Annotated in this window: 7 protein-coding genes; 4 read left to right on the forward strand and 3 right to left on the reverse strand. The window is 73.1% G+C overall.

Translation table 11 applies throughout. The annotated features are described in order from the left end of the window. Window positions 1–27: 27 nt before the first annotated feature. A complete protein-coding gene (locus ABD346_RS02970) occupies window positions 28–3,246 on the forward strand; it encodes an AfsR/SARP family transcriptional regulator (protein WP_344371192.1) in 3,219 nt (1,072 codons plus the stop codon). Between the two features lie 65 nt (window positions 3,247–3,311). On the opposite strand, the gene ABD346_RS02975 is transcribed toward ABD346_RS02970, so the two are convergent. Both ABD346_RS02975 and ABD346_RS02980 read right to left on the reverse strand, forming a co-directional pair. Continuing rightward, on the reverse strand, window positions 3,312–5,318 hold the full coding sequence (locus ABD346_RS02975) for a sigma-70 family RNA polymerase sigma factor (RefSeq protein ID WP_344371194.1): 2,007 nt from the start codon (window positions 5,316–5,318) through the stop codon (window positions 3,312–3,314). 210 nt (window positions 5,319–5,528) lie between these two features. Beyond that, entirely contained in the window at window positions 5,529–6,338 is an 810-nt protein-coding gene (locus ABD346_RS02980; protein ID WP_344371195.1) for a TetR/AcrR family transcriptional regulator, read from the reverse strand. 375 nt (window positions 6,339–6,713) lie between these two features. Here ABD346_RS02980 and ABD346_RS02985 point away from each other — a divergent pair, with 375 nt between their 5' ends. Next, on the forward strand, window positions 6,714–8,036 hold the full coding sequence (locus ABD346_RS02985; protein ID WP_381225351.1) for an NAD(P)/FAD-dependent oxidoreductase: 1,323 nt from the start codon (window positions 6,714–6,716) through the stop codon (window positions 8,034–8,036). 137 nt (window positions 8,037–8,173) lie between these two features. Beyond that, window positions 8,174–9,811 carry an ATP-binding SpoIIE family protein phosphatase gene (locus ABD346_RS02990; RefSeq protein WP_344371196.1) on the forward strand — a complete coding sequence of 546 codons (1,638 nt, stop codon included), beginning with the start codon at window positions 8,174–8,176 and terminating at the stop codon, window positions 9,809–9,811. On the opposite strand, the gene ABD346_RS02995 is transcribed toward ABD346_RS02990, so the two are convergent. Next, window positions 9,808–11,082: an MFS transporter gene (locus ABD346_RS02995; RefSeq protein WP_344371223.1), complete on the reverse strand. Its 1,275-nt coding sequence runs from the start codon at window positions 11,080–11,082 to the stop codon at window positions 9,808–9,810. The genes ABD346_RS02990 and ABD346_RS02995 overlap by 4 nt on opposite strands. A gap of 154 nt (window positions 11,083–11,236) precedes the next feature. Here ABD346_RS02995 and ABD346_RS03000 point away from each other — a divergent pair, with 154 nt between their 5' ends. Further along, the gene (locus ABD346_RS03000; RefSeq protein ID WP_053725975.1) at window positions 11,237–11,803 is read left to right on the forward strand and encodes a MarR family winged helix-turn-helix transcriptional regulator; all 567 of its coding nucleotides are present in this window, start codon (window positions 11,237–11,239) and stop codon (window positions 11,801–11,803) included. The last annotated feature ends 375 nt before the right edge of the window (window positions 11,804–12,178 follow it).

Raw genomic sequence — 12,178 nt, forward strand, 5'->3', positions numbered from 1 at the left:
CCGGCAATCCCCGTCACAATGGCAACCGTGCGGTACCTGATCCTGGGCGTCACCGAGGCGCACGACGACAACGGCACCGCCATACCCCTCGGCGGGCCCAGGCTGCGCACCCTGCTGACCGCCCTTGCGCTGCGCACCCCCCGCCCCGTACCCGTAGCCACCCTGATCGACGACGTATGGGCGGGCGATCCCCCGCAGGACGCCCCCGCAGCCCTCCAGGCCCTGGTGGGACGGCTCCGCCGCACTCTCGGCAGGCAAGCCGTGGAGTCCGGCCCCGCCGGATACCGCCTGACGGCCCCGCGCGACGCGATCGACCTGTACGAGTTCGAGGACCGCGCGGCCGAGGGCGCGGCCCAGCTGGCCGGGGGCGACCCGGAGTCCGCCGCCCGGACCCTGCGCGCCGCCCTCGCCCTGTGGCGCGGCCCCGCCCTGAACGACCTCCCCGAACGCGACGCGGCCGTACGCCCCGAAGCCCAGCGCCTGGCCGCACAGCGCAACCGCATCGAGGCCGACCTGAGGCGAGGCGCCACGAACGCACTGCTCCCCGAGCTGACGGAGCTGCTCACGTCACACCCCTACGACGAGACGCTGCACGCCCAGCTGATCCGTACGCTGAGAGACGAGGGCCGCCGGGCCGACGCCCTGGCCGCCTACGAGAGGGCCCGCCGCACCCTGGCGGAGTCGCTCGGCGCGGACCCGGGCCCCGAACTGGCCTCCCTGCACGCGGAGTTGCTGGCAGCCTCGCCTGCGCGCCCGGCCGAAGCCCCCCGCCCCGCCACCGGCACCCCCGGCCCGGCCGAAGCCCCCCGCCCCGCCGACGGCAACCTCCGCCCCCGTCTGACCTCCTTCGTCGGCCGTGAGCCAGAACTCGCCCTGATCCGGGACGACTTGGGGGCATCGAGGCTCGTCACGCTCACCGGACCCGGCGGCACCGGCAAGACCCGGCTCGCGGAACAGGCCGCGGCGGGGTCGGAAGCGGCCGCCTGGCTCGTCGAGCTCGCTCCGCTCGACCACCCCGAGGCCGTCCCCGGCGCCGTGGTCTCCGCGCTCGGCCTGCGCGAGACGATCCTGCTGCCGCAGGCCGGCCAGGCGCCCGGCCACGACGACCCGACGGCCCGCCTGGTCGAGGACCTCTCCCGCCGCCCGGACACGCTGCTCGTCCTCGACAACTGCGAGCACGTCATCGACGGCGCGGCCCATCTCGCCGAGACGCTCCTCACCCGCTGCCCCCGGCTCCGTATCCTCGCCACCAGCCGCGAACCGCTCGGCGTGCCCGGCGAGGCGGTCCGCCCGGTCGAGCCGCTGCCGCCGATCCCGGCCCACCGCCTGTTCGCCGAACGCGCCCGCACCGTACGCCCCGACTTCGACCCGGACGCCGACCCCGAGGCCGTCGCCGAGATCTGCCGCCGCCTGGACGGACTCCCGCTGGCCATCGAACTGGCCGCGGCGCGACTCCGCGTACTGACACCCCGTCAGATCGCGGACCGGCTCGACGACCGCTTCCGCCTGCTCACCAGCGGCAGCCGCACCGTACTGCCGAGGCAGCAGACCCTGCGGGCCGTCGTCGACTGGTCCTGGGACCTCCTGGACGAACCCGAACGCGCCGTCCTGCGCCGCGCCTCCGTCTTCGCCGGCGGCTGGGACCTCGCCGCCGCCCAGGCGGTGTGCGGCGCCACCGACGACCTGGCCGCCCTCGTCGACAAGTCCCTGGTCATCGCCGTCCCCGCGCCCGACGGCACCGGCATGCGCTACCGCATGCTGGAGACCATCCACGAGTACGCCGCCGAGCGCGCCGCCGAGACCCCCGAGGCGCTGCGCGAGGCCGCCGACGCCCACACCGCGCACTACCGCGAGCTCGCCCGCCGCGCCGAACCCAGGGTCCGCTCACGCGAGCAGCTCCCCTGGATCGCCCGCCTGGAGACCGAGCTCGACAACATCCGGGCCGTACTGCGCCGCACGACGACCCCGCCCACCGCCGACGAGGTGGCCGCCACCGAACTGGCCCTCGCCATGGGCTGGTTCTGGTGGCTGCGCAACTACCGGACCGAGGGTGCCGCCTGGGGCCTCGCCGCCGCCGAGCTCTCTCCCGCGCCCGCCGACGAGTCCGATCCCCGCTACTGGCCACGGCTGCACCTCGATCTGCTCCGGTTCTTCCTGCTCTCCGACGCCAATCCCCGCGAGGGCCTCGACAGCCCGGTCGTGCAGGACCGCCTCGTCCAGCTCCGGAAGGCCTTCGAGGCCGGCGGGCCCGAGTCGGCCCGCTTCCCCGGGCTGCTCTGGCCGTTCACCACGTTCTTCACCGACACCCCGGGCCTCGTGCGCGAGTCGATCGACGCGGTCGTCGCCAACTGCCGCCTCCACGGCGACGCATGGGCGACCGGAGTGGCCCTGATGTTCCGTACGCACATGGCCATCGACACGCCCGGCGGCTTCGCGGGCATCGACGACGACCTCGCCGAGCTGCGCGAGCTCGGCCGCCGCGTGGGCGACCGCTGGATGCGCGCCCAGGTGGCCAGCGCCGCCGCCGAGGCCGCGATGATGCGCGGCCGCCCCGAACAGGCCCGGCCCGCCTACGAGGAGGCACTGGAACTGGCCCGCGAGGTGGGCGCCCACCACGAGGCGCCGTTCCTCATCGCCCGGGTCGCCGAACTCGCCTACCGCAGCGGGGACTTGGACTCCGCCGAGAAGTCCCTGACCGAGGCCGCCACGGAGGCGGACCGCTACCGGGTCGGCGACGCCACTCCGTACATCCACTCGCTGCTCGCCACCATCGCCCTCGACCGGGGCGAGCCCGCCACCGCCCGCGCCCTGCGCGAAGAGGCCGTCGCGCTCGCGATGACGGGCCCGCTGCCCCCGCACTTCGCCGCGCTGCTCGACGCGCTGGGCGCCCGGATCACCGCCGCCGAGTCGGGACCGTTCGCGGGCCTGCGGGCCATGGCGGACGCCCTGCGCACGGCGGCCGCCGGCGAGTGCACCGAGATCGTCCTGGCCCATCTCGCCGGGCGCGCGGCCCAGTTCCTCGGCGACCTCGACGAGCACGCGCTCGCGGTACGGGTCCTGGCGGCGGCCACGGCCTGGCGCGCCGGAATCCCGCGGTCCGCGCCGGAGCAGGCGATGGAGGAGTCCATCACGGCCCGGGCCCGCGACGCGCTCACGCCGAAGTCGTACGAGGCCGAACGCTCGGCCGGCTCGGCGTTGGCCCCGGCCGGGGTCCCGCCGCTCCTGGACGAGGTCACCGGGGGCTGAGCTCCCTTGAAGGGGCGCGGGGAACCGCGTGACCAGCCACCGACGGCCCGCTGTCTCGTACGGAGCTACCCGCAGCTGATCGCTGACTGCGCCCAGTCCGCCAGCGTCGACCCGCCGAACGGGCCCGCCGGTTCGACGACGAGGCGGATCGTCCTGCGGCCCGAGATGTCGGCGTGCACCGGCACCGCCGGGTCGCCGCCGTGCACCACCGGGGACTGCCAGAGCCTCGCCCCGTCCCCGTACAGCGAGAACCGCACCGCCCCGAGCCCCATCGCCAGGTCGTCCACGCCCGCGTACGCGTCGTACGTACGGCACTGGCGGTTGAGGTCGATGGTCACCGAGGACCGGCCGTGCACGGTCACCCCGTGCGGATACCGGTGCTCGCCGACGCGCATGCCCGAGCGCTGCCACAGCCAGCTGGATTCGCCGAGCCGCACCTCGGGCTCGGTGCCGTCGCCGAGGACGCCGTACCGCAGCCGGTTCACCTGGAACACGGTCGGCGCGGGCGGCGGCGGGGGAGGAGGCGTCGGCTTCGGCGGGGTCGGCTTGGGCGGCGGCACCGGCCGGGGCGGCGTGGGCCGGGGATGCGTCGGCTTCGGCGGTGTCGGCCGGGCGGCCGGCTCCTTCGGCGCGGGCGGAGCCGGAGGCGCGGGCTTCGGCGCGGGGGCCTCGGGCGGCGAGGGCGGCGGCGGCTTCCGCGGCACGACGGGCACCACCGCATGCGGCTTCGCGTCGGGCTTGGGCGCCGGCGCGTCGTGGCCGGTCAGCGCGAACACGACACCCGCCGCCACCGCGACGGCCACCGCCGCCGCGATGCCGGCCTTGGCCGGGGCGCCGAGCCCCTCGGAGGCCGCGGCACCCCCCGCCGTACCGCCGGACGAACCGCCGCCCGTCGCCGTCGCCGCGGCACCCGCGCCCGCGGCCCCGACGGCGCCGCCCGCCACCACTCCGGCGGCCTTGAGCGAGAACCCCGCGGCGAACCAGCCGATGACCGCGACCGGAAGCAGCGCGGGAATCCCGGCGTTGACGTCCTGGAGCTCGACGACCGCGACCCGGCACCTCGCGCACTCGTCCAGATGCTTGCTGAGCCCGCGCTCGGCCCGCATCCGCAGCCCGCCCCGCGCGTACGCGCCGAGCCGGTCGGCATAGCGGGCGCAGTCCCCGCCGGAGGTCAGCGCGCTGGAGACATGGGCCTGGAGATAGGCCTGCTTGAGGCCCTCGCGGGCCCGGCTCGCCAGTACCGCGGTCGCGTTGGCGCTCAGTCCGAACAGCGGCGCGATCTCGCTGGGCGACTCCTCCTCGACGGTGGTGTGCCACAGCACCGCCTGCCAGCGCTCGGGCAGCGAGCGGAACGCCTGCATGGCGAGGGTCTGCTCGGCCTCGTGCATGGCCCGCACGTCGGCGCCGAGGTCGATGGTGTCGTCGTCGGACACCTCGGCCGAGCGCGCGGACTGCTGGGCGAAGACCGCGAAGTCGTCGACCAGCTGCTCCCGCTTGGCGGTCCGCGTCCAGGAGGCGGCGACCCTGCGCACCGTGGTCATCAGGTAGGCGCGCACGGCGTATTCGGGCCCGGCTCCGCCGCGTACCGCCTGAAGCGTCCGCGCGAAGACCTCCGCCGTCAGGTCGTCGGCGGTGTGCGCGTCGCGGCAGCAGCTGCGGGCGTAGCGCCGCACGGCGTCCGAGTGGCGCCTGAACAGCTCCTCGTACGCGCTGTCGTCGCCGGTCCGCATCGCGTGGATCAGGTCGGCGTCGGACTGCCCGCCCTCGGCGATCCCCAGTGCCACGCCGTCGCGCAGACCGCCCTCGCGCTGTGGCGGCACGGTCGCGCCCGGCTCTCCGACACCGTCCATCGGCCCCCAGGGCCCGGGCAGCACGGTCCCGCCGAGCTCCGTGGCGGACTCGGAACCAGAATCCCCGCGGGGCTGCCCCGGAACGGGTGCGGGCCCGCCCGGCGAACCTCCGCCGGGGCCGCCCTGGCTCGGCACCTGGTGCGGCGGAAGACCGCCGTCAGGGCCGCCGGATTCCGGACCGCCGCCGCCCGAGCGCGACTCGTCCCGCTCTTCAACGCCCATCGCGGAAGCTCCCGTAAGCACGCTCAGACCCGAACACCGGGCAAGCGTGCCACAGAGCTCAAGCGGAGCCGAGTCTCAGACCCGGCAACCACTCATCCGGGGCGACTTGCCGCACCCGAGCACTGCCCGTCACCCGTTCGGGGAAGACTCGAAGGCTCGGGAGCGGTCGCCGCGTACCTCAACTGGCGCCCTGTGGAAGAGAGTTGAGCCTCAGGACGGCCGTGAACGCAGCCCCTCGAGGAGGATGTCGAGCAGCCGCGACGAGGCCGCGGCCTGCTGCGTGGCGTCCGGCAGCGAGGGCGCCGCGGTGGCTATCACCAGAAGCACATCGGCGACGGTCACATCACCGCGCAGCTCACCGGCCGCCCGCGCCCGGTCCACCAACTGCCCGACCACGTCGAGCAGCTCGGCCGCTCCCGCGTCGTCGAGCTCCGCCTCGGGCGCCGTGCGCTGCTCGATGACCCGGCCCCAGCCGGAGCCCTGCTCGGACAGGCCCACCTGACGCTGCTGCGGCACCCGCGCCTCGTCGAGTCCGTCCCGCACGCCGTCGGACCGCGGGCCCTCGGGACGTACGCCGTCGGTCTCCTCGGCGTCGACGCCGACCCGCAGCACCTGCGGCGGAAGGAGCCGCCCGGCGCCCGAGGCGACCGAGGTGCGCAGGAAGCGGGAGAGCGCCGACCAGGGCTCCTCCTCCTGACCGAGTGCCGTGCGGGCCTGGTCGGTGAGGCGCGAGGTCTCCTCCTCGGCTATCCGCCGCACCAGGACGTCCTTGCTCGGGAACCGCCGGTAGACGGTGCCCACACCCACCCTGGCGCGGCGCGCCACGTCCTCCATCGGCGCCCCGTAGCCGAGCTCGCCGAACACTTCACGTGCCGCGCGCAGCACGTGCTCAAGGTTGCGCTGGGCATCCACCCGCAGCGGCGCGGAACGCGATCCGCCCGCTCCCGGACCCGTACCCACGCGACCGTTTCCGTCGGAAGCCGCGACGGCGGTCTGCCAATGAGAGTCCTGAATGTGCATTTATCCCCCGGTAATAACGTCTCCCCCCGGAGACTCCCCGCCCTGACAGTCGGGGACCGGTCCCTAACCCGACACCCCGACGGGATACGAACATAGTTGAGCCGGAGTCAATTCAGAAGAGGTTCTTCCGCACGGTGTGCCCCCCGATCGGACCAAGGAACGAAACCGGACCGAATCGGACCCGGGCCGTCACGTGTCACTCACTCTCTGACCTGCGCATCTGTCATCGCGGCGCGAAGAATGAGCCACCCGCCACAGCAGTTCCCTCCAGTCACACAATTTGTCGGGCCTGTGGACAAAGCCCGGGGCCCGTTGCGTCATGGGGTGGTGACAGAACCTGTGCGCATTCTCGTGGTCGGCGGCGGATACGTCGGGATGTACACGGCGCTGCGCCTGCAACGGAAGCTCAAGGCAGAGCTGAAGAGCGGCGCCGTCCGGATCACCGTGGTCACCCGCGACCCCTACATGACGTACCAGCCGTTCCTGCCCGAGGCGGCGGCCGGAAACATCTCCCCGCGCCATGTCGTGGTCCCGCTGCGCCGGGTCCTGCACCAGTGCCACATCGTCATCGGCGAGGCCGACCGCATCGACCACACCAAGCGCACCGCCACCGTCACCACCCTCGCGTCCCCCGAGGACGGCACCGGCGCCATCCAGCTGGCGTACGACCACCTCGTCATCGCGCCCGGTTCGATCTCGCGCACCCTGCCCGTCCCCGGCCTCGCCGACTACGCCATCGGCTTCAAGACCGTCGAGGAGGCCATCGGCCTGCGCAACCACGTCATCGAGCAGATGGACATCGCCTCCTCGACGCGCGACCCCGCGATCCGCGACGCGGCCCTCACCTTCGTCTTCGTCGGCGGCGGCTACGCGGGCGTCGAGGCGCTCGCCGAGCTGGAGGACATGGCCCGCTACACGGCGCGGTACTACCACAACATCCGGCCCGAGGACCTGAAGTGGATCCTCGTCGAGGCCAGCGGCCGGATCCTGCCCGAGGTCGGCGAGGACATGGGCCGGTACGCGATCCGCGAGCTGCGCGCCCGCAACATCGACGTACGCCTTCAGACCCGGCTCGACAGCTGCGAGAACCGGGTCGCCGTCCTCAGCGACGGCGCCCGCTTCCCCACCCGCACCGTCGTGTGGACCGCCGGCGTCAAGCCCGCCCCGATCCTCGCCGCTTGCGACCTGCCCCTGAACGAGCGAGGCCGCCTCAAGTGCACGGCGGAGCTGCGCGTGGCGGGCACCGAGCACGCGTGGGCGGCCGGTGACGCGGCCGCCGTACCCGATGTGACCTCGGCGGAGAAGGGCAAGGAGTGCGCGCCCAACGCCCAGCACGCCGTCCGCCAGGCGAAGGTCCTCGCCGAGAACGTCGCGGCGTCCGTACGGGGCGGAGAGCTCAAGGAGTACCGGCACAAGTACGCCGGCTCGGTCGCGTCGCTGGGCCTGCACAAGGGCGTCGCCCACGTCTACGGCCGCAAACTCAAGGGCTACCCGGCCTGGTTCATGCACCGCGCCTACCACCTGAGCCGCGTCCCGACGTTCAACCGCAAGGCCCGCGTGCTCGCCGAATGGACGCTCGCAGGGCTCTTCAAACGCGAGATCGTCTCGCTCGGCTCGCTGGAACACCCGCGCGCCGAATTCGAGATCGCGGCCGGCGGCGGCCCGCCCGCCAAGGGCCCCGCCCCGCAGGAGAACTGACGGTTGTCAGTGCGGTCCGTCACACTGGGCGTGTGACCATAGGTGGGCCCACACCTGCACAGAGTGATCCAGCGGCCCAGCACCGCACCAGGACCGGCAGCACAGCACCCGCAGCAACACACGAGGCTTGGAACACCGTGAACTTCACGCGTTGGAGCGCCCGGCTCCCCGGTACGCCGCGCCGCGCCGCAGCACGGCCCGACCGCGCCGACCGGGGCTCCGTGCCCGCGGCCCGCGGTGAATCCGGGCCGCAGCCCTGGCCGGACGATGCGGCCGAGGCCCCGGCCCTCGACGACCTTTCCGTGCGCGACATCCTCGGCCAGCTCCCCGCCCTGGTCGCGCTCCTGCACGGCCCCGAGCACCGCGTCGCGTACGTCAACGACGCCTACGCCGCGGCCTTCGGGCCCCGCCCGCTGGGCGCCCCGGCCGCCAAGGCGCTGCCCGAGCTGGACGAGCTCGGCCTGCTCCCGCTGATGGACCAGGTGCTGCGCAGCGGCAAGCCCCGTACGGTCAAGTCCCGCAAGACCCAGGCCGCCGGCTCGTACACGGTGACGTGCAGCCCGGTCGGGATCCCCGGCCATGACGAGGGCGGCGTGCTCGTCTTCGCCGCCGACGTCACCGACCACGCCGAGGCCGCCGAGCGGCTGCGCGCGAGCGAGCGCCGCCACCGCGAGACCGCCGTCACCCTCCAGCGCTCCCTGCTCCCGCAGGAGCTGGAACAGCCGGACGACCTGCGCGTGGCCGCCACCTATCAGCCCGGCGGCAAGGACGCGGCGGTCGGCGGCGACTGGTACGACGTGATCACCCTCGGTGCGGGCCGCACCGCCCTGGTCATCGGCGACGTGATGGGCCGCGGGGTGCGCGCCGCCGCCGTGATGGGCCAGCTCCGCACGGCGGTGAGGGCGTACGCGCGCCTGGACCTGCCCCCGCACGAGGTGCTCCAGCTCCTGGACGGCCTGGCCGCCGAGATCGACGCGAGCCAGATCGCCACCTGCGTCTACGCCGTGCACGACCCCAACGAGGGCCGCCTGGTGTACGCGTCGGCGGGCCACCTGCCCGTTCTCGTACGCCATGAGGACGGCACCGTCCACCGCGCCGCGGACCCGACGGGCCCCCCGCTCGGCACCGGCGGCTGGCTCCACACATCGGGCACGATCGCGCTGCCGCCCGGCGCGACCGCCGTCCTCTACACGGACGGTCTGGTCGAGCGCAGGGGAGAGGACATCGACGAGGGCGTGGCGTCCCTGGAGCGGGCCCTGTCCGGCGCGGTCGGCACGCCCCAGGTGGTGTGCGACCGCCTGATCCGCTCGCTCGGCGTCACCGCCGAACACGACGACGACGTCGCGGTCCTGGTCTGCCAGCACCCGGCCCGTACGGGACCTGCGGCCGAGCTCTTCCACAACGCGGCGCTCGACCTGCTCGGCGGCATCGAGGCGGCCCCGCGCGCCCGGGCGTTCGCCTCCGGCGTCCTCGCCTCGTGGCGCTTCCCGGTGGAACTGCGCGACCTGGGCGTCCTCGCGGCGAGCGAACTGGTGGCCAACTCGCTCCAGCACGGCACCCCGCCGATGCGCCTCAGGCTCCGCCGCACCGACCGCCGCCTGATCATCGAGGTGACGGACGGCGACGACCACCTGCCGCGCCGCCGCCGCGCCGACCCCGGGGACGAAGCAGGACGAGGCATCTCGATCGTCGCGACGATCGCCTCGTCCTGGGGTTCGCGCCGCACACCGGGCGGCGGCAAAGCGGTGTGGTGCGAGTTCGCGCTGCCCGCCTAGGCGTTGGCGGGCGCCTGCTCGGGCTTGTGCACCGCGACCACGCGCGACGTGGCCGCGAGCATCGGATGGTCCTGCGCGAGCGTCAGCTTCTTGCCGAGCCGCAGCGCGAGGAAGGTGATCCCGAGCGAGAAGAGCACGAACGTCACGATGTACGGGCCGTGCAGCGCAGCCCCCATGGGCCCGCCCACCGCCGGACCGACAGCCAGCGCGAGCTGCTTGACCAGCGCGAACGCCGAGTTGTACTGCCCGACCATCGACTCCGGCGCCAGATCGGCGACCAGCGGCGCCACGGTCGGCGACAGCATCGCCTCACCGAGCCCGAAGAGCGCGTACGTCGAGATGAAGGCGGCGGTCGCCATCGCCTGGCTGCCGTGCCCGGCGTAACCGGCCGCGATCCAGGCCACGGCCCAGATCAGGCCGACCGACGCGATGACGCGGCTGCGGCGGCGGCGCTCGACGAACTTCAGCACCAGGAACTGCGCGACCACGATGACGGCCGTGTTGGCGGCCAGCGCGATCCCGAGCGTCGAGGGCTGGATCCCGGCGGCCTCGGTGCCGTACGCGGCAAGACCGGACTCGAACTGCCCGTAGCAGGCGAAGAACAACACGAAGCCCAGAACGCACAGCTGCACCATGGCCCGGTGCCCGAGGATCGTGCGGATCCCGCCGCCGGCGCCCTGCTCACCCTTGGGACGCGCGTCCGAGAGGACCGCCGAACGCGGCATCTTCACGGAGCCCGCGATCCCGGCGAGCACCAGGAACATCACCGCTTCGACGGAGAAGAGGAGGGTGAAGCTGGAGGGGTGGCTCTCGTCGACGATCTGGCCGCCGATGAGACCGCCGATGCCGAGCCCGAGGTTCTGCAGGAAGAACTGCATGGCGAAGGCACGGGTGCGGGTGGCCGGGCCGGAGCACCAGACGATCATCGTGGCGAGCGCCGGCTGCATGACGGCGGTCCCGGCACCGAGCAGCGCGGCCGAGGCCACGGCGGCGGGCACGCTGGAGGCGAACCCCATGCTCAGCGCACCGGCCGAGGCCAGCACGGCGGCGCCGACCAGCACCGGCAACGGCCCGCGCCGGTCGATGACACGGCCGGTGAACGGCAGCACCACAAGCGCGGCCATGGCGAAGACGGCGAGCACGACACCGGCCGTGGTCGCACCCAGATCCCGCACCTGAGCCACGTACACATAGAGGTACGGAACGGTGAACCCGAGTCCAAACGCGCTCAGCGCGTTACCTGCCTGGATCCGGCGCATCGCTGCACCCATCGCCTTGGTCACACTTCACCACCTTGGGGTCTGGAAGCTTGGAGGACTTGAACCTGAAGGGCTCAGAACTGAAGACTTCAACACTAAAATTAGATCCTTAACAATACACACTCAAGGACTTAGACGCCAACGGACCCCGTGCCATACTCGCGACATGGCTGAGACCACCGAGCCCGCCGAGCCCGACGGCCCCCAGGAGCCGACCCTCGACGAGCAGATCGCCGCGTACCAGCGCGAGTACCGCGACCTCGACCCCCAGGTGGAAAAGGTCGTCTCGGCGCTGGGCCGCCTGAACCGCCGGATGAATGTGGCGTACGGCCGCCAGGTCGCCGCCCTCGGCATCAGCAACGCGGAGTGGGAGGTCCTCAAGACCCTGCTTCTGGCGGGCGAGCCCTACCGCCTGGGCCCCGGCGAACTCGCCAAGCGCCTCGGCCTGACCCCGGCCGCGATGACGCACCGCATCGACCGCATGGCCGGCGAAGGCCTGGTCACGCGGGACCGCGACGAGAACAACCGGGTGCGCGTCATCGTCGAGCTGACGGACGAGGGCCGTACGAAGTGGCTGGAGGCCATGCGCATGGCCAGCGACTTCGAGGAGGACCTCCTCCAGGACCTCTCCGCCGAGGAGCGCGGCCTCCTCGGCGAGATGCTGATCCGCCTCCTCCGCCGGGTGGAGCACGCGCAGCCGGACGCGGGCGGACGCCTCACCGACCTCGACTGACCTCGATCGACGGATCGCGCGCGACTGACCTGCACTGAAAAACCAGTGGACAGGAGCCGGGGCCGGAGTTGACACACCCCTCCCCGATCCGTAAGGTTCTTCGAGTTGTCGCGGAGCCGATACGGTTCTGCAACAGCCATCCGCCGCAGATTCTGCGGCCACCCAACTCAGCACGATCTCCCGACCGGGAGTGTTTTCGGCATGCCGAATTCATTTCGATCGGGCCCGGAAGACCCGATTACGGGTTGCCGGGAAAGTCCGCTAGAGTTCGGGAGTCGGAACGGACCAACAGCCGGGAAGACAAACCGACTTGACTCCGGGAGACCGGAAATCGGAACCGAAAGGATCTGATAGAGTCGGAACCGCCGGAAAGGG

This window comes from Streptomyces mauvecolor, from assembly GCF_039532965.1.
Lineage (GTDB): Bacteria > Actinomycetota > Actinomycetes > Streptomycetales > Streptomycetaceae > Streptomyces > Streptomyces violascens.